Annotated in this window: 18 protein-coding genes and 2 pseudogenes; 13 read left to right on the top strand and 7 right to left on the bottom strand. The window is 60.2% G+C overall.

The window, feature by feature from the left end:
• Window positions 1-3: 3 nt before the first annotated feature.
• The 3 genes from FRZ40_RS41340 (at window position 4) to FRZ40_RS41350 (ending at window position 2,953) form a co-directional block, all read left to right on the top strand.
• Window positions 4-1,089: a C45 family autoproteolytic acyltransferase/hydrolase gene (locus FRZ40_RS41340; RefSeq protein WP_147238138.1), complete on the top strand. Its 1,086-nt coding sequence runs from the start codon at window positions 4-6 to the stop codon at window positions 1,087-1,089.
• Window positions 1,025-2,023, top strand: coding sequence for a MurR/RpiR family transcriptional regulator (locus FRZ40_RS41345; protein WP_028367467.1), 999 nt, complete (start codon window positions 1,025-1,027; stop codon window positions 2,021-2,023). The genes FRZ40_RS41340 and FRZ40_RS41345 overlap by 65 nt, the downstream gene beginning before the upstream one ends.
• Window positions 2,024-2,692: 669 nt before the next feature.
• Window positions 2,693-2,953: a hypothetical protein gene (locus tag FRZ40_RS41350; RefSeq protein ID WP_147238139.1), complete on the top strand. Its 261-nt coding sequence runs from the start codon at window positions 2,693-2,695 to the stop codon at window positions 2,951-2,953.
• Window positions 2,954-3,044: 91 nt separating this feature from the next.
• On the opposite strand, the pseudogene FRZ40_RS41355 reads toward FRZ40_RS41350, so the two are convergent.
• Both FRZ40_RS41355 and FRZ40_RS45605 read right to left on the bottom strand, forming a co-directional pair.
• Window positions 3,045-3,704 (bottom strand): annotated as a pseudogene (locus FRZ40_RS41355) (alpha/beta hydrolase); the annotation flags it as partial.
• A 22-nt stretch (window positions 3,705-3,726) separates the two neighbouring features.
• Window positions 3,727-3,909, bottom strand: a pseudogene (locus FRZ40_RS45605) (MFS transporter); the annotation flags it as partial.
• Window positions 3,910-4,398: 489 nt separating this feature from the next.
• On the opposite strand from FRZ40_RS45605, the gene FRZ40_RS41365 reads away from it, so the two are divergent.
• Window positions 4,399-5,100: a potassium channel family protein gene (locus FRZ40_RS41365; RefSeq protein ID WP_147238140.1), complete on the top strand. Its 702-nt coding sequence runs from the start codon at window positions 4,399-4,401 to the stop codon at window positions 5,098-5,100.
• A 17-nt stretch (window positions 5,101-5,117) separates the two neighbouring features.
• Here the strand turns inward: FRZ40_RS41365 and FRZ40_RS41370 are convergent, their stop codons facing one another.
• Window positions 5,118-5,369, bottom strand: coding sequence for a hypothetical protein (locus FRZ40_RS41370; protein ID WP_147238141.1), 252 nt, complete (start codon window positions 5,367-5,369; stop codon window positions 5,118-5,120).
• 433 nt (window positions 5,370-5,802) lie between these two features.
• Between FRZ40_RS41370 and FRZ40_RS41375 the strand changes: the two genes are divergently transcribed.
• The 8 genes from FRZ40_RS41375 (at window position 5,803) to FRZ40_RS41410 (ending at window position 13,835) form a co-directional block, all read left to right on the top strand.
• Entirely contained in the window at window positions 5,803-7,050 is a 1,248-nt protein-coding gene (locus FRZ40_RS41375; RefSeq protein ID WP_147238142.1) for an oligosaccharide flippase family protein, read from the top strand.
• A 108-nt stretch (window positions 7,051-7,158) separates the two neighbouring features.
• Window positions 7,159-8,028 carry a hypothetical protein gene (locus tag FRZ40_RS41380; protein WP_147238143.1) on the top strand — a complete coding sequence of 290 codons (870 nt, stop codon included), beginning with the start codon at window positions 7,159-7,161 and terminating at the stop codon, window positions 8,026-8,028.
• A gap of 70 nt (window positions 8,029-8,098) precedes the next feature.
• Complete coding sequence (locus FRZ40_RS41385; protein ID WP_147238144.1) at window positions 8,099-9,253, top strand: SGNH/GDSL hydrolase family protein; 1,155 nt, start codon at window positions 8,099-8,101, stop codon at window positions 9,251-9,253.
• Window positions 9,254-9,260: 7 nt separating this feature from the next.
• Window positions 9,261-10,532 carry an amidohydrolase family protein gene (locus FRZ40_RS41390; protein WP_147238145.1) on the top strand — a complete coding sequence of 424 codons (1,272 nt, stop codon included), beginning with the start codon at window positions 9,261-9,263 and terminating at the stop codon, window positions 10,530-10,532.
• Entirely contained in the window at window positions 10,486-12,375 is a 1,890-nt protein-coding gene (locus FRZ40_RS41395) for a carbamoyltransferase family protein (RefSeq protein WP_420873922.1), read from the top strand. The genes FRZ40_RS41390 and FRZ40_RS41395 overlap by 47 nt, the downstream gene beginning before the upstream one ends.
• A complete protein-coding gene (locus FRZ40_RS41400) occupies window positions 12,368-12,670 on the top strand; it encodes a hypothetical protein (RefSeq protein ID WP_147238146.1) in 303 nt (100 codons plus the stop codon). The genes FRZ40_RS41395 and FRZ40_RS41400 overlap by 8 nt, the downstream gene beginning before the upstream one ends.
• Window positions 12,671-13,001: 331 nt before the next feature.
• Window positions 13,002-13,199 carry a hypothetical protein gene (locus FRZ40_RS41405; protein WP_147238567.1) on the top strand — a complete coding sequence of 66 codons (198 nt, stop codon included), beginning with the start codon at window positions 13,002-13,004 and terminating at the stop codon, window positions 13,197-13,199.
• A gap of 48 nt (window positions 13,200-13,247) precedes the next feature.
• A complete protein-coding gene (locus FRZ40_RS41410; protein ID WP_147238147.1) occupies window positions 13,248-13,835 on the top strand; it encodes a hemerythrin domain-containing protein in 588 nt (195 codons plus the stop codon).
• Window positions 13,836-13,997: 162 nt separating this feature from the next.
• On the opposite strand, the gene FRZ40_RS41415 is transcribed toward FRZ40_RS41410, so the two are convergent.
• Both FRZ40_RS41415 and FRZ40_RS41420 read right to left on the bottom strand, forming a co-directional pair.
• A complete protein-coding gene (locus FRZ40_RS41415; RefSeq protein WP_028370737.1) occupies window positions 13,998-14,210 on the bottom strand; it encodes a ChaB family protein in 213 nt (70 codons plus the stop codon).
• A 193-nt stretch (window positions 14,211-14,403) separates the two neighbouring features.
• A complete protein-coding gene (locus FRZ40_RS41420; protein ID WP_028370736.1) occupies window positions 14,404-14,679 on the bottom strand; it encodes a hypothetical protein in 276 nt (91 codons plus the stop codon).
• 143 nt (window positions 14,680-14,822) lie between these two features.
• On the opposite strand from FRZ40_RS41420, the gene FRZ40_RS41425 reads away from it, so the two are divergent.
• Window positions 14,823-15,131 carry an enoyl-CoA hydratase-related protein gene (locus FRZ40_RS41425; protein WP_240057562.1) on the top strand — a complete coding sequence of 103 codons (309 nt, stop codon included), beginning with the start codon at window positions 14,823-14,825 and terminating at the stop codon, window positions 15,129-15,131.
• Here FRZ40_RS41425 and FRZ40_RS41430 read toward each other — a convergent pair.
• Together FRZ40_RS41430 and FRZ40_RS41435 are read right to left on the bottom strand one after the other, a co-directional pair.
• On the bottom strand, window positions 15,091-16,584 hold the full coding sequence (locus tag FRZ40_RS41430) for a CoA-acylating methylmalonate-semialdehyde dehydrogenase (RefSeq protein ID WP_147238148.1): 1,494 nt from the start codon (window positions 16,582-16,584) through the stop codon (window positions 15,091-15,093). The two genes, FRZ40_RS41425 and FRZ40_RS41430, sit on opposite strands and share 41 nt — an antisense overlap.
• Window positions 16,585-17,039: 455 nt before the next feature.
• A complete protein-coding gene (locus FRZ40_RS41435) occupies window positions 17,040-17,957 on the bottom strand; it encodes a LysR family transcriptional regulator (RefSeq protein ID WP_028370734.1) in 918 nt (305 codons plus the stop codon).
• Window positions 17,958-17,992: the final 35 nt, after the last annotated feature.

Genomic DNA, 17,992 nt, shown 5'->3' on the forward strand with positions numbered 1-17,992 from the left:
CACATGCCTGCACTTGGTTATATCGAAGTTTCCGGTTCGCCCTTCGAGGCGGGCCAGGCGTTGGGGCGCTTCGGCGCGTCAGCCGTGCATCGTCATCTCGTGCAATCGGCCGCCTGGCACGGCGTCATGCGATGGCGCGGCACACCGCTGGCCGCTGCGCTCGCCACGCACGCGCAACAGCGTTTCCCGAGCGTCTGGTCGGAGTTGCAGGGACTCGCCGAGGGCCTCGGTTTGCCGTTCGACGAAGTCTTTCTGTGGAATTGCCGGGGTGACGTATGGGCGGCGTCGCCCGATGGTTGCACGACAGTGCAGATGCCTTCTGACGACCACAAGCGCATCAGTCACAACGAAGACGGCGATCCCGGTTTCGCGGGGCATTGTGCGATCGCGCAATGCCATATCGACGGCAGCCCTCGTTTTGCCGCGTTCGTGTATCCGGGCTCGCTGCCGGGGCATACGTTCGCCGTCACGGACGCGGGCCTTGCCGTCACCGTGAACAATCTTCGGCAACTCGGCGTGCAGGCGGGCGTGCCGCGCATGGTGCTCACACGTGCCGTGCTGGATGCGCGCGATCTCGATGCGGCCGTCAGCGTGTTGCGCGACAGTCCGCGCGCCGGCGGTTTTCATCTGACGCTCGCGCACCGTGCGAGCGACTTGCTGCTGAGCGTCGAGTACAGCGCGCACGGTTGCTCGGTGCAGGAGATCGCGCAGCCTTCGTTGCATGCAAATCACGCGATCCATCCCGCGATGAGCGGATTCGCGCAGCGCGTGACGGATTCGTCGCGTCATCGGCAGGCACGCGGCGATGCGCTGCTGAACGAAGCGAATCGTTCCGGGTGCGAACCCGATCCGCTTGCGATCCTCGCCGATACGCACGACGCGTCGCTGCCGATCTATCGCGCCGATCCCGCCGACCCCGACGACGAGAACACGCTCGCAACCGCCGATATCGTGATCAGGGCGTCTCACATAGAATGGGACGTTTATGAACAGCCGGGGACGCCGCCCCGATATCGAATGATCGATGGACACAGACAAACGAACGACACGCCGCAAGGCCGTGAGCAGCGACGAGACGAAGGCGCCTGACACGATCGGCACTGCGCCGCGCAGTGTCGACGGACTGCGCGAGCTGATCGTGCGCATCGGCCGCGACGAGGCGGGCGTTTCGCTCGGCGGCAAGGCGCATACCGTGCTCGCCAGGCTGCTCGAACGGCCGGAGGAAGTGGCCGTGCGTACCATCACCGACCTGGCGACGGCGCTCGACGTCAACGCATCGACGCTGACGCGCCTGAGCACGAAACTCGGCTATGCGGGGTTTGCGGATTTTCAGAGCGTGTTCCGCGATTCACTTGCACAACGGCACCGGCATTTCTATACGCACCAGGCGGAACGGCTCGTATCCGGGCAGAAGACGCGTGAGCACGGCGGCGCGCGTCCCGAGGGGTCGCCTGAAGTCGATGTCGTGGCGCAACTCGCGCGTGAATCGATTGGCAATGTCGAGGCGTTCCTCGCGCGGCTGTCTCCTGTCGATCTGCGTTGCGCGGCAACCTTGCTCGGCGATGCGCCGCGCGTACGCGTGCATGGTTTGCGGCAGTTCAGCGCGCTGGCCAGTTTTCTGTGTTACGGCCTCGGCATGATCCGCACCGATGTCGCATTGCTCGACGCGCAAGGTCTCGGCGTCGCGGAAGGGCTCGCCCAGCTGCAGCGCGGCGATGTAGTCGTCGTGACGAGCGTCGCACCGTACACGCGCAGCGTCGCCGAGGCAGCCGCAGCCGCCGCCGACGCCGGCATGACCGTCATCGCGATCACCGATACGCTTGCGTCGCCGCTCGTGCCGCCTGCCCGCCACGCCTTTCTGATCCCGCACGAAAGCAGCTTCTTCAGCAACAGCATGGGCGCGTATCTGATCTTTTGCGAAGGGCTGCTCAATCTCGTCGCGACGCATCTCGGCGAACGCTCGCTGGAGGCGCTGTCGCGGCGTGAGCGGCTGATTACGACGTTGGGGATCGAGCGGGATTGACGGGTTGGGGCGCGCGGGATTGCGAGGCGTGCCCGATGTCGCTTGAGCGCGATGGCGCCGTTCGTTTGCGCACGTTTCGTCTTCGCAATGTCGTGGAAAATTTTGGTCAGTTGCACGTTGTCGGTGCTCCCGTTCTGATTCGCTTCCCGAGCCCCTCTTTCCGGGAGTGGGGCGTGTCGGGCGGGAGTGGCAAGGATCGTTGTCGATCCCGCATGAGTCCTCATGCCAGTGCAGACCTTTACCCTGATCGATCTCGCCGGATCCATCGCGTTACCGCGCGTTCTTCGAGCCGTATTTGCTGAGTGCGCTGCGCGATCGTGGACACGCGTTTCTGGGCGGTTTGAGTGTTTCCGCGATCCTGTGAAGCCGCGCCGCGATGGGATGGCGACCGGCTACGCGACGCATCTCGGCTTCGACCTGGCGAGGCTCAGCCTTGGGGAGTTTCGCGACGACACGTCTCGCGGATGTCAGACCGGGTCACCCTCTTCTCCGCATCGCCCGTCTTCTGCCTTTTTCGGGTGGCCGCCTCCCTCATCCTTCGACAGCGGCGCAATGCCATATTGAACCGTGTGTCATAAAAATGTCACAATCTAGGTTTCAAGATCGAAACCGTGTTGGCCAGTCCCCAGACACGTGTGCCCGCTGTCGCAAGAATCATAGAGGCGCCCCATGACGCAAACCTACGAATACAACGGCTTCACGCTGCGTGTTGCCGTCGAGTCCGAGTTCCGGCCGCACGCAGCGCGTGCGCGTACGAACCAACCCGGCTACGTTGCGGTCGTGCGGATCTGTGAGTCGGGGACTTCGGTGTCGAGGTTCTCGCCGCTACGGCTCGGCGATGCTGCCGGCCAGGCATTTGCCAGCAAGGATGACGCGCTGACGGGCGGGTACAGTGCAGCTCGCACGATCGTGGACGACCTGTTCGGCTGACCGTGCAGGTCGGCATCCATGCGATGCGGCGGATCGATCGTCCGCCACGGGACACGGCCTGGATTCGTTCAACCCGCGCGCTAGCAGAACGTTAGAACGTGCCGTTCAGAAAGCCTCCGGGGGCCGCTAACACTTCGTTCGGCGATTCCTCGGGCAGCAGATGACCGCCCGGCAATCCTCTGCCCGTGACAATCGCCGCCCATCGGGACCACGTATCAATGGGTGAGGTGTTCCGCGCCTTCTGTTCGTTCTCGCTCCACCACACCAGCATCGGACAGGCAAGCTTTCGGCCCGCAGCAAAGTCGCTCGCGTCGTGTTCGAGATCCTCGGACGTGGCGGCGCGATAGTCCTCGCACATCGCGTGGCGCACGTCCGGATTCCGGAATGCGGTGCGATAAGCGTCGAGCGCCAAAGGATCGATTCGCTCGAGTCCGCCAGCCATCTTCGCCAGTGCTGCGTCGATGTAAGCATCGGGATCGGGCGCCAGCATCCGTTCCGGAAGGTCCGCGGGCTGTGCCAGGAAGAACCAGTGCCAGGCGTTGAGCGCAAAAGCCTTGTCGACATTGGCGAAAGCATCGAGGGTAGGGATGACGGTCAGCGATGCATACACGGCGACTCGCTGAGGATGGTCCAGCGCAAGCCGGTATCCGGCGCGTGCGCCCCGGTCATGTCCGACCACGGCGTACCGCTCGTGCCCGAGCCGCTCCATCAACGCGACGAGCGCGCCGACACCGCGGCATTTGGTCCAGCGCAGCTAATCGTTGCGGGTCCGGCGCGCCCAACGCGCCGATGACACAAACAGTCAGCGTGATAGTCCCGACAATCAGCGGAATATGCTGTGTTCCCGGCGGCACGGCGACGGCGATGAGTGCGGGCAGAATCGCGGTGATGGCCGTGCCGGCGTTCTGGCCGATTGCCATCGCCGTGACTCGCGTGCGCGTGGGAAACAGTTCCGGCTGTGTGCCGCCAGTCCACAACGCAGCGCACCAGCGGCACAAAGAGCTATTACGCAATGTCTGTCTCATCCTTATTGAGCCGGGCAGACGGTAGCCATGCTTCCGGGTATTGGGCCCAGACTGACGATTGACGTGTATCAATTTCAACGATGTTCGATCGGGTAGTGTGGGAAGAAAATTTGGCGCAGTGTGAACATTCGCCGCGGGATACGATCCGTCAGGAATCGGACCGTCACTTGCCGCCGTTGATCATCGCACGCCTCGATCGAAGCGCCGTGCGCCACGCAAAAAACTACGAGTCCCGACTTCAAATTCGGATCGAAGGCTCCGAGACTGGGTCTGAGCTGCAGAAGATCAACTTGGCCTTATTGACTTGTCATCGAGCGACCGTGCGGAAGGACCATGCAACCGTAAGCTGTCCTTAAACACCCAAAAGGTGCAAACGACCTGCCCACGGTTCAAGGAGGCGATAGCCTGACGGGAGGAGCAATGTCCTACGTGCAACATCTGGCAGCCAGCATTTCGCCACTACGCAAGGCCAGCATGGTCGCGCTTCTGGTGTTTCTCGTTGTTTCCGTGTTCGGCGTGCCATTCTTCACTGAGCTGGACAGCCAGGCAGGCCGGATCGTACAGGATGTGCTTTTTTCGCTGATACTTTTGACCGGCGCGGTAACGGCAGCAGAACGACCCGGAGCCTTCCCCCTGATTGCGCTGGGTGCTCTTGTTGCTATCGCAGTGCGCTGCGCCAGCTGGCTATTTCCGCCGGATTACACGTTGGCCGTACGTGTCGAGACCGCTCTCGCTGCCGTCGCGCTGATTAGCGTGACCCTTGGCATGACTGTGTTCGGCCCTGGCAAGGTGACATTTGACCGGATCGACGGCGCTGTCGCGCTCTACGTCCTCATGGGCATGATCTGGGCATATGCCTATCAGCTTGCCAGCATCCTCGTTCCCAACGCGTTTTCTGGCGCGACACTCGACCCGAACCGGGAGAACCCGTCCACCTGGATATATTTCAGTTTTGTCACGTTGACTACGGCAGGGTATGGGGACATTGTGCCCGTTGCGCGTCAGGCGAGATCGCTTGCGAATCTTGAGGGACTTGTTGGGCAGCTGTATCCCGCTATCGTGCTCGCGCGACTTGTGTCCTTGCACCTGGCGGGCGGTAGTTCCGGGACAAACAAATCGTGATTCCATACCGTGCTGGATCAAGCAGGGCAGCGCCCTGCCGGTTTCTTAAGATACGGGTCAACGTCATCAGGTCCGGAATCCGCTGGCTGCGTTCGCGTGCGCCAATGTTCCCACGGCGTGCGAGCGGCGACATCGAGTATGTCGTCTTCGACGAACGAAAGGATCACCATCCTGCGCACGATTGAATGTTTGACTGACGTCAACGGCATGACGGCACCGCCGCATATGCTCACTTCATCGAAGAGCCGATAGTCGCGGGTGGTTGTCATGATTAAAAGAGTCGTCCTGGTTGGTCTGCTCGTGCTTCCGGGCGCCTTTGTCGTGTTGGGCGCAGCCTGCATTCATCCACGCTTGCGCCGGGAGATCCTGCTAATGAGCGGATTCTCACGACCCGTGGCCATGGTGGGGCGCGTATGTACGGGAATCCGGCAACGGCTTCCCTGACGGGTGAAGGACTCGACTGTCCTCATCGAAATCCTCCCTTCCATCGCTTCGCGATGTCTGCCTGGAACGCAGCTTGAGTTCAATCCGTTGCGTTGCCGTCACGCCGCTCCCGTTTTAAGCATCGAACGAATAACCGAAAAGTTTGCTGATTTTAGCTAGCGTATGGCGTTTGCGCGGCAAAACTTGCCTGTAGGTTGTGAAAGTGGGTGCCGTTGGAAGGTCGGCACAGAAAGGGGCAACGCAACGAAGGAGCACAGCGTGCGAGCGATGCGGCTACCTACGCTCTCTGTCAGCGCCGGCTTTAAATCGAGCGCGCCGACATGGGTGCTGTTGCAGCAGGTGTTGATGCGCGGGCTCGTAGCTGTCAAGTTCCTTGCGATCGGCCGCATTCTCGGGCCGGAGGCGATCGGCAGCGTGAGCGTCGCGCTGCTCGCTGTCGCGATTGCAGAGTCTCTGTCGGACACGGGCTTGTCGCAGGCGGTGATCCAGGGGCAGGCGTCGCCGACGCGTGACGAACTGGGCGCCGTCTGGACCACGCTCGCCACACGCGGCCTGGTGATCGGCGCCGCGCTCGTCGCGATTGCGCCGCTGATGAACAGCCAGTTTCATCTGGGCGGCGCGCTGCTGCTGTTGCAGCTTGCGGCGCTGTTGCCGCTGCTGCGCGGTGTCGCGTCACCCGCCTATTACGTCGTGCAGCGCGAGCGGCGCTTCCAGCATGTCGCGCTCGTCGAGATATCGGCGGCGTTCCTCGACTGCTGTTGCGGGCTCGCGCTGGCGCTGGCGGGCGCGGGCGCCTATTCGGTGCTGATCGGGATGATCGTCGGCGAATCGCTGAAGACGGCGCTCACATGGATCACGATGAACCCGCGTCCGCCCATCCGCTTGCGCTGGTCGGGCATCGGTCATTACATCGGTTTCAGCCGCTGGATCTGGGCCGGCAGCGTCGTCAATCTGGTCCTCAACCAGTTCGACAAGGTCGTGGTCGGCAAGCTGCTCGGACCGGCGCAACTCGGTGCGTACCAGATGTCCTCGCGGCTCGCGCAGATGCTGCTCGCCGACGCCGCGATCGCGATGTCGCAGTATCTGTTTCCCACCTTTGCCGCGCGTCATCGCGCCGATCCTCATGCGGCCGCGCGGCTCTTCAAGCGCTATATCGGCGTGATCGCGCTCGGGCTGGTGGTCGTCGTGATCGTGCTGCGGCTGGCGGCGCAGCCGCTGTTCGCGCTGGTTCTCGGACCGGCCTGGCTGCCCGCCGTGCCGCTCTTCAAGATCTTCGCGATCAACATGGCGATCGGCGCGCTGATCGCGGTGCTGGTGTCGTATCTGCGGGCTGTCGGCGATGCGAAAGCGACGACGCAGGCTTCTGTGATCGAGGTGATCGTGCTGCTTGCCTGTGTGCCGCCCGCGACGCACTACTGGGGCGTCACGGGTATAGCCTGGTCGATCACAGTGGGGTTGAGCGTCGCTGCGGCATGGATGCTTTACAGAATCGCGAGGGCGCTGTAATGCCGGCGTGTGTAGGGTAGTCGCATTTTCTCTTCCGTAATTGCGCGACTGCAACAAGGAAAGCAGGTCAGTCGTGACGAAGCCAAATATCTATCCGAGGGCTGAAAAATGAATTCAAATCTTGGAAACCTGCCGTTCAACAGGTATCAGTTCAATGTTCATTCGCAGAACGGTGAAGATGGCGTTATCGCCGAACTGCACAAGCGCCTTGGCCTGGACGCAAGCAACGATAGTTGGTGCGTCGAATTTGGCGCGTGGGATGGCATGCATTTGAGCAACACATTTGCTCTCGTAGAACAGGGGTGGCGCGCAGTTTATATAGAGGGTGATGCCACCCGATATAAGGACCTGCTCGATACAGCCACGAGGTATTCGAAGATCGTACCGGTGTGCGCTTTCGTGGCGCGCTCTTCGGCCGACGAATTGTCGCTGGATGCAATTCTCAGGAAGACCAGCATACCCTCTGAGTTTTCATTGCTATCGATTGACATTGACTCATACGACTGTGACGTGTGGGAATCCTTGACGGACTATATGCCAAAGATCGTCGTGATCGAAATCAACTCGAGCGTTCCGCCGGGGATAGTGTGGAGACATAGCGATAAAACGCCTGGCAACACGTTCTCTGCAACGTGCAATGTGGCGCGTCGAAAAGGCTATACGCTTGTCTGCCACACGGGAAACCTGATATTCGTGCGGGACGATCTGGTAGTGAACCTGGATATCGATAAACGGTATATCGACTTCCCAGAACTCCTTTTCCAGTTCGACGGAATCTGGGTGCCGGAAAACCTCTTCCGTGAACCGAAGCCGGGGCTCGCCATTGTCAGGGGATTTGCCACCAGGCTGATTCCCAAACAACTTCTGCCCGTAGTCAGGAAAGCCTATAAAGCCTTATCGGACCGCACGGCTGAGCGAGATCAGATACGCGACGTAGCGAGTGGACTTGACGTTATTCCGGATAGAAGGCATCGATGACCTCCAGCAATGGCAGTTTGTGACGACGGATAAGGGGGCGAACACCCGACAATCAGGAGACAAGGCAATCATGAACGCGCACACAGAGGATGGCGAGGCGCCCGGGCTGCACCGGCGCTTGATGCGATACGATCCGATTCTTGGCTACCGGTTCGCACCCGGCCTCAAGCTCCGGATCCCACACGAAGGGGGCGGATACCTGGTGAAAACCAATCGTGACGGTTTTCGCTGTGAGCACCAGGTCACCCCATGCAAGCACACCAGACATCGTGTCCTGGTTTTCGGCGACTCATACACCGCGGGTGATGGCGTCAGCAACGGAAAACGGTACACGGACGTACTGGAACAGCAATTGACCGACACCGAGGTGCTTAACTTCGGCCTGAGCGGCAGCGGCACCGACCAGCAATATCTCGTGTTTCAGCAGTATGCCGCCCAGATCGAATACGACGCCGTTGTCATCAGCGTGCTTGTCGAGAACATCCAGCGCAATGTGGTTCGCGAGCGCGGATGGGCGGACCGCACTGGTGAGGCGATTCGGGTGCCCAAGCCGTGGTTCGAATTTTCTGCCGGCGATGGCCTCACCCTGAAGGGCGTACCCGTTCCGCAGCCCTACAGGGACGAGAATCCATCGCAACCGTCGGGAGGCGGCATCGCTTCGTTGCGCTCGAGTCTACGCAAGATGGTCAACAGGATCGGCCCCGATTTCAAAGACGCCTGCCAGCGGATAACCAGGTTCCAGCCGCTTCCAGAGTACAACGCCTCGAGCAATGAAAGCTGGAAGCTCATGCAGGCTATCCTCGGAAAATGGGTATCAGAGCTTTCAGTACCGGCTGTGATTGTCGTCATGCCTGTCTACCAGTATGTAGAGGAAACGGCGAGTTACAGGAATATTCGCAAACGCTTCGACGAACTTGCGCAGTCGGTTGGAGTGCTTGTCTATCACGTCCTTGATGATTTTCAGCAGTATCCAGCCGGTAAGAGACGACAGTTGCGTTTCCGGATGGACTGCCATTACACACCGATCGCGCACGACCTGATGGGACGCGCTCTGGCTAAGGTCGTGGCGCCATTGCTGCAAGCAGGCGGACGCACCGAACATAGTCCGATGCCGGGCGCAGCGTCCGGAATCGATGACGAGCGGCAGATGCCGCGGCCCGGCGATCCAGGCAAACAGGAAACAGGTGGCGAACGGGCGTTACCTTCGCAAGGCGTTGCCACTTGAGGCCCATATGGACGTTCTCGAATCGAGCACTTGCGAAAGAGACTGGGCGATCGTCGATACCTTGTACTTCGACTCGACACGGCATCGCTTTGTGCGCGGCGACATAGAGATCAACGGTCGACGCATCGCGCGGCTTTTGCCGCCACGCACGTCGCAGTGTGCGTGCTCGATGCCGGGCGATACGGCTGCCTGTCTTCCCGGCCTGATCGAAGCCGACGCTACGTTGGGTCATCAGGATTGGAGCCGATATTCGCAGCATCTCGCCGCGCACGGGGTCACCACAGCGGGAGTGTTTTGCAGCAGCCTCGCAGATTGCGCGGCATGCTACGGGGCTAACAGCTTACGTCGCATCTTCTATGTTGAACTTGCTGAGGATGGTGGCGGCGCCACCGGCATCGAAGCGGGGGTACGTATGCTGGAAGCCGTGTGCGCGACAAATACGTTCAGACAGAAATGCTGTGAGTTCATACCGGCAGTCGTGCCCGGCGAAGTCGGATCCGCCGAAACGATCGTTGGTGCCGCCCGGGTTGCTGAGCGACTGGGTAAAAGGCTTTGCGTCCGACTCAGTTCGACGGCGGACGACGCCAGGCTTTTCAAGGAATCACGCTACTTCACGGAAGTGGGATTGCTGTCATACCTGTCGCTGCTGTCACAGGTGACGATCTTCAACCTCTCGCAATTGTCCCGTCGCGATGTCGCGATGGTGAACGAGTCGTCCGCGAACCTTGTTTGCTCACCCGGAGCGGTCAGCGAATGGTTGCGGGATGAGCACTTTGCGCGTTTGTCGATGAAAGACCGCGCATTGGCGTTCTCGATCGACCGCGATACGCCGGTGCACGGAAGCCAGTACAGGTCAGTGGCTTTGTTGTCGTCTGCGCTAACCCATCAGTCAGGCGACTCAACGATGCTCGGTGACTTCATGGTCGATGCGTTGACGTCATCAGCGGCGCGAGCCCTCGGCATCGCTGACATTGGCAGGATCGAGGCGGGCATGAAGGCAGACCTGTGCCTGTTTGATCGGCCGAAGAGTCTTACCGAGCACGGAGGCAGCTGGGACTTCATCGAACTGGTCACGTATAGCGAGCCGCGCGACGTGCTGATCGGCGGCGTCGCGATGAGGCGTAAAGACATCGCCGCTTGCGAGCTGGAAGAAGCCTGTGCAAGCACGCAGTTGTGCACGACCTTGTCCACCAGCGGATATCTGCGCCCCCGGCACACCGAACGATTGTCAGGTGCAGGTTCGGCGCAGGAATTCACAGCGAGCGAATTTCGAACGTAGAGGAGGGGAGCACATGTCCAGATACGTACTCGGCGTTTCGGCCTTTTACCACGACTCGGCGGCAGCAGTGCTGCAAGATGGAAGGATCGTCGCTGCGGCGCAGGAAGAGCGGTTCAGCAGGAAGAAACACGACCCGCGCTTCCCTCGTGGCGCAATCAACTACTGCCTTGAGGAGGCGGAGATCGATGGCGGCGACCTCGCGGCGATCGCGTTCTATGACGATCCCGCGTTGACGGCAGACCGGATCATACGGTCGTCGATCGCGTTTGCGCCGGAGTCGGAAGCATTCTTTACCCGTGCGGTTGGCTCATTCTTTGCCGTCAAGCCCTATTTCAAGGAACTGATCCAGGAGATGTTGAACTGCGATGTGCCTGTCTACTTCGCGCGGCATCATTATTCCCACGCGGCCTCGGCGTTTTTCCCGTCGCCGTTTGAAAAAGCTGCGGTGCTTTGCGTCGATGGCGTTGGAGAATGGTCGACAACGAGTCTGGGCGTCGGGCATGACAGCGAGATTCAAATCCTCAAGGAAATTCGTTATCCGCATTCGCTCGGGTTGCTATACAGCGCGTTCACGTTCTTCTGTGGCTTTAAGGTCAACAGCGGTGAGTACAAGCTAATGGGCCTCGCGCCCTATGGAAAACCCATCTACGCCGAGACGATCAGAGAGCACCTGATCGATATCAAGGACGACGGTTCGTTCCGGCTCAATCTGGATTTCTTCGACTTTCACAGGGGTTCTACGCTGACAAACGAGCGCTTCGATCGGCTCTTCAAGGGACCGCCGCGTGTGCCCGAGTCGCGAATCACGATGCGCGAAATGGATCTCGCTGCATCCATTCAGGCAGTGACGGAAGAGGTCATGCTCAAGACTTCGCGTACGTTGCGCGATCTGACGGGCGCGACGAACCTGTGTCTCGCAGGGGGCGTCGCGTTGAATTGTGTGGCGAACGGCAAGATTCTGCGTGAGGGAATCTTCGATGACATCTGGATTCAACCGGCAGCGGGCGACGCGGGCGGCGCGATCGGTGCAGCGTATCTGGCCGACTTCTACATGCTTGGCGGTACCCGCCCCAAGGACGATTGCGGCGGCGATTCACAACGCGGAAGCTTTCTCGGTCCGGATTTCAGCGACGACGAGATTCTCACATTCCTGTCGCAGTCTGGCGCCACCTATCATCCGCTGGAAGGTCTCGATACAGGCGCGGCGACAATTGCCTCCTTGCTCGCCGAGCAAAAAATCGTCGCGATGTTTGCTGGTCGAATGGAGTTCGGTCCGCGCGCACTCGGCAGCCGTTCGATTCTCGGCGATCCACGTGCGGCGACGACGCAGTCGCGAATGAACCTCAAAATCAAGTTTCGAGAATCGTTCCGCCCGTTCGCACCGATCATTCTGGAAGACAACGCGGCCCATTACTTCGAGCTGGATTCGAACAGTCCTTATATGCTTATCGTCGCGCCATTGCGGAATGAGCATCGCCGGGAGCCGCAGGCAGCGTCGGATCCTGAAGACATGCTGCAGATCGTCAATGCGGTGCGAAGTACTGTCCCGGCCATTACGCACATCGACTACAGCGCGAGAGTCCAGACGGTGGCGAAGGATGTGAACCCGAGAATGTTCTCTTTGCTACAGGCGTTCCATGCACTGACGGGGTGCCCACTGCTTGTCAACACCTCGTTCAATGTCCGCGGCGAGCCGATCGTCTGCACGCCCGAAGACGCTTATCGATGCTTCATGCGCACGGATATCGATGTGCTCGTGCTGGGCAACTACATTCTCTACCGCGACGAACAGACGCCTGTCGAATCTGACGACTCTTGGAAAAAGGAGTACCAACTTGACTAACGTTGATCCGGGAAGGCTATTCCGTTCGAAGCTGGCGGGTTTGAAGCCGCTGGTCGCGCCTTTCCTGCTGGAGAAAACGGACCCCGCGGCTCGATCGTATTTTCTCGACGTTTTCGAACCTGCTCCCATCGTGGTCGAGGAAGATATGATCGATGCGTTGGTCGCGATATGGCGCGCACAGGGGCTGGAAGATCTCGCTTTGTGCGAGCCCGAGTTGCGTAAGATCGCGAAGGCGCTTCGCGCCCCTGGCGAGCAGACGGATGTGATATCGCAATTCGTCTATGCGATGTATTGAGCCGGGCTCGCATGGGGTCAAGCCAATATCGTGACGCCGCCGATGCAAGCGGTATATGCGCTGATGCCTGAGGCATTCTTATCGACAAACTGCCATTGGTTGACGGAGGTCAACTGCACCGCTGCGCCAGAATGCAAATTCATAGTGTGACGGAGCCCCACGATGCCGCTATTCGGCGAGACACGTCATGAACGGGCGAAAGCAGGAAGAACGCTATGTATCGTTGTTGCAATGATGGCATGCGACAAATTGCGCGTCGACAGTTTCTGATGAGCATCTATTCTTTGAAGAAGACGATGATGCATGGAACATCAGATTAATGGAGACGATGATGCTCAGCCCACATGAAATCGCAGCGCTCATGCTTCTCGACACGAACCAGCAGTCCGAACATCTCGATCTTGGCGATTTGGACGCGTTGTGCGAGCGCCAGCTTGTTTTGCTGGAGAAGCTCGCGTCGGGAGGCGGACACGTGCGTCTGACGGAGGAGGGCCGCTCGATATTGCGGTCGGTCGGGCGATTTCACTAGTTCATGGCTGTGTATGAACCAGGGGCGTTGACGCGCGGGAGGAGTGACATGCAACAGCCAACGACGCGAAGGGCGATACAGACTATTATCCGCGAGCATCGACAGCTTTCGACAGTGATCAACGGTATGACACGGTTCGCCGAGTTATTGTCTGAAGGCCCGCATGCGCCCGAGCCAGTGGTGTTACGAGCCATGCTTTACTACATTCGCGAATTTCCGGAGCGCGTGCATCATCCCAAGGAAGACAAGTATTTGTTCCCACGCTTGCGATCGCGCACGAATGAGCTGGGCGAGGTTGTCGAAAAACTGCGGGCGCAGCATGAGGAAGGCGAAGCGCGAGTGCGTCAGCTGGAAGACGCGCTAACCCGATATGAACTGACGGGAAGTTCGGCGGCACCCGCATTGCAGAGCCTCGTGCATGCGTACGCGGCGTTTTACAGTCATCACAGGCGGTTGGAAGAGGAAGTGATCTTACCGGCCGCGTTGCAGTATCTCTCCGCGGCCGAGTGGATGGAACTGGACGAAGAGTTTGGCGCCAATGACGATCCTTTTGGCGGCAGCGAACCGCAACCTGAACTGGACCGTTTATTTTCGTTGATCGTCAGTACCATTCCCGAGACGGCACCTCAGTATTGAAGTCGCGTTGATTCTTGCCTTGAGGCTTTCGCGTCCAGCGGGATCTCGTTTCCTGATTGACGGATTCGCCGCCGCAAATGGAAACGACGCGACTTGTACCTGTCAGCATGCTGGAGCGCTGAGGCGTTCCGGTGAAGGGAATGACCACGACAGCGCGCCGGATTAACCAGGCTTCTTGACCCACATGCCATCGTCCTTGAAATAGGCGCGTTTTACGGCTGCCCACGCGATCCGATGTGCGACTTCCTCGCGTCGCGGGTCAGTGAAGTGGGCTTCGAACGCGTGGTTGAACGCCGACCGGTAAATGTCCTGTGCGTGGAGAGGGAGATGATGTCGAACGGAGGCCGGAAGATCCGCGCTAGTCGCAAAAGGCATATTGACTCCGACTTCTGGTAAGGAAATCCTTCCGGCTGGCGCTGGCTTTTTACATCGCCGATGTGTTTCTTCTTTGGGGCGCTCTTTCTTGCCCGAACGTCATAAGGACCGTGTCTTACGGTGACGCATGTCAGCACGAGTCGCCATGGGCCGGGCGCCCCTGCAGTAAAACCGAAAGTATCGACCAGCGATATCAGGAAACGGGTCGACGTGGATTCCGTCGCGTCTCTTCGAGTTTGAGCGACGCCTCCAGGACATCGCTCGATGACACGATGAAGTGACGCGCCCACTCTATCGCGTCACGCTCCGCCATTGCCCTCGTTGGTTTCGTTGCAGGGAGAAAGAAACGAACCTTTGGCACGTCGATTGGCTTGCGGTAGTCGTCTTGACGGGAAAAACGCGCCTCGGCAGTCCACCCGTCGACGCGTTCCGGAAGAATTTCCACAAAGAAGGGTTGCATCGAGTACATGACAATCTCCGCGATGGCCTCCCACCCACCATACGCGCTCCGCCCCGAGCGCATTTGATCCAGATCATTTGACCGGGGCCGTCGCGTCTCCTTCGGCTTCCAGGGGGAACCAGGTGCTCGATCTTTTCGCCGGGTGGGATGGCATGCGTTCGATTTCCACGCCGGTCATTGCGGCTGTGGCTGGTTACGCGCGTGGCAGCGGATGCGAACTGGCCATGGCATGCGACGTCATGGTCGCATCCGACAACGCCCCCGGTTCGGTCAACCGGAGATCAAACAGGGGATTCTGCCTGGCAGCGGCGCCTGGCAAAAGAGGCGCTCAACAGGGCGTTCGGGACGTCATTGAACGGAGGCATGTTGCAGGCGTCGGCGGGCACGGCCAGGACCGTGCCCGCCGACTGGCATCGTCAATCATGCAGCTTTGCCGATGTTATCGGGCCAACGCTGCATGACGCTCTTGTAGTGCGTGTAAAAGCGCACGGCTTCTTCGCCGTATGCGTGATGATCGCCGAACATCGATCGCTTCCAGCCCCCAAACGAATGCCACGCCGACGGCACCGGACTCGGCACATTGATACCAACCATTCCCACCTTGATTTGCCGGGAGAACATGCGCGCCGCGTTGCCGTCGGACGTGTAAAGCGATACGCAGTTGCCGAGTTCATGCGCATTAACGAGCGCTATCGCACTCGCGAGATCGGGCACGCGGACGACCGACAGGACCGGCCCGAAAATCTCTTCGCGATAGATGCTCATTTCGGGCTTCACGTCGTCGAACAGCGAACCGCCGAGAAAGAAGCCCTCTTCATGGCCGGCCACGCTATGCCCGCGGCCGTCGACAAGCAGTCTGGCGCCCGCGGCAACACCCGCTTCGATATAGCCCACCACCTTGTTGCGATGCGTGGCGCTGATGAGCGGCCCCATGTCCAGGTCCGGCTCCATGCCGCTGCCGATCCTGAGCGAACGCACGCGCGGCACGAGGCGCTCGACCAGTTCATCGCCGATATTCCCGACGGCCACCGCCACCGACGTCGCCATGCAGCGCTCGCCCGCAGAGCCGTACGACGAATTGATCAACGCATCGATTGTTTGATCGAGATTGGCATCGGGCGTCACGACCAGGTGGTTTTTCGCGCTGCCCAGGGCCTGCACGCGCTTGCCATGCCTGGCGCTTTCCGTGTAGATGTATTCGGCAACAGGTGTCGAGGCGACAGCCGATATCGCCATCACATCGGGATGGGCCATCAGCGCATCCACGACGGCCTTGCTGCCATGCACGACGTTGAATACCCCTTTAGGAAAACCGGCTTCGATGAACAGCTCGGCAAGCCGTATCGAAGCCGAAGGCGTGCGCTCCGAAGGCTTCAGGATGAACGTGTTGCCCGTGGCGGCGGCCATGACGAACATCCAGCACGGCACGACCACGGGGAAATTGAACGGTGTGACGCCCGCGGCCACGCCCAGCGGCTGACGCAGATTCCATGCGTCCATGCCGGCGCTGATCTGATCGGTGAAGTCGGTCTTAAGGAGGTCCGGAATGCCGCACGCGAATTCGACGATCTCGATACCGCGCACCACCTCGCCCTTTGAGTCTTCGAAGAGCTTGCCGTGATCGCGCGTAATGAGTTCGGCGATTTCGTCGGAATGCTTTTCGAGCAGTTCTTTGAATTTGAACATCAAACGGGCGCGCTTCAACGGGGCGGTCTCACTCCAGGCCGGAAACGCTGCTTTCGCGGCGGCGACAGCGGCGGCGACTTCATCCCCATTGGCGACGGGCACGCGTGCCGACAACCGGCCTTGCGCCGGATCGAATACGTCCGCGAACTGGCCGCTCGTGCCGGCGACGCGTCGACCGTCGATGAAATGACTTAGCTCGCGCACTGCGCTTCGATTTGCTTCGCTCATAGCTTCTCCTATCGAGGATGCGGGCCTTGCCCGTCCCATATCTTGTCCAGGCTTCGAACGTCGGTCGTTCGCCGTGGACGCAGATCGATCCACAACTGGAATAGCCCGAAATATAGAAGATCGTCACGTGCTTTTGATCCTCGCAGCGCGCACAAAAGTCTTGCGTGGCGGGAACAAATCGAACTTCGAAAGTCGACGCCAGATTCATGGACGCGCTTGTGCCAAAGTTGATTTCATTCAGGCCATTCATCCAGCGTTGCCGTAGGTCAGTGACACGGACAGCGTTCGCTTCGCGCGCCATCACGAGCAGCAGGTTGCGGGACCGCTTTGGGCCGGTTTCAAACGGCGCGCGGCATCGAATACGGATCAGGCGATATTTGCGGGATGGAATTGTTCGAAATCCATCATTGCGTAAATGCAATGATGTGATCTGGCGAATCCCATCCGCCAGCGCATCACTTTGGCCATCGCCACGTGGGATCGGAGAGATGGTCGGCGAAGTAATCGGACAGCGCCGCCACCTTCGCGGGCCGCGCACGCGCCGACGGCGTCACGAAGTAGAGACCGCCCTTCGTCAGTGACCAGTCAGTCAGGATCGCTTCGAGACGACCATTGGCCAGATATTCACCGGCGATGAATTCGGGCAGTTCGGCGATCGCAAGGCCATCTAGCAGCGTGGGCAACAGCGCATCGGAATTCGTCACGCGCAGCGGGCCGGTCGGCATCACCGGTTCTTCCTGGCCCGCATCGTTCGTGAAACGCCACACGTCGCTACGTGCGCGGTACGCGTACGAGAGACACGGCCGGTCCACCAGCTCGCGCGGATGCGCGGGCCGTCCTTCGCGCTGCAGATAGTCCGGCGACGCCACCACGAATTGCGTCACCGCGCACAGCCGCCGCGCCACGAGCGACGAATCCGGCAAGGCGGCGATACGCAGCGCGGCGTCAAAACCATCGGCGACCAGATCGACGGGCGCATCCGATAGATGCAGGTCGATCGACACCTCCGGATAGGCGCGAAAAAAGCCAGGCAGCAGCGGCGCGACCCAGCGCAGCCCGAACGACATCGGTACGGCGAGGCGCACCAGCCCGCGCGGCTGCACCGACATTTCGCGCGCTGCGCTTTCCGCTTCCTCGGCCTGCCGGTAAATTTCGCCGGCTTTCTCGCAGATCGTCCGGCCGAACTCGGTGAGCGACAGCTGGCGCGACGTGCGGTTGAAAAGCCGTGCGCCCAGCCGGTCTTCAAGGCGGGCTACGCCGCGCGAGACGGTCGCCACCGACACGCCCATCGTACGCGCCGCAGCCGCAAACGACCCCTCCTCGGCGACCTTCGCGAACATCGCAAGTCCTTCGAAATCAGGCAGCTTCGCCATTCGTCCTCATCTTTTCATTTATGCAACGTTGGTTT

Origin of the sequence: Paraburkholderia azotifigens (assembly GCF_007995085.1) — a bacterium.
GTDB classification, from domain to species: Bacteria; Pseudomonadota; Gammaproteobacteria; order Burkholderiales; family Burkholderiaceae; genus Paraburkholderia; species Paraburkholderia azotifigens.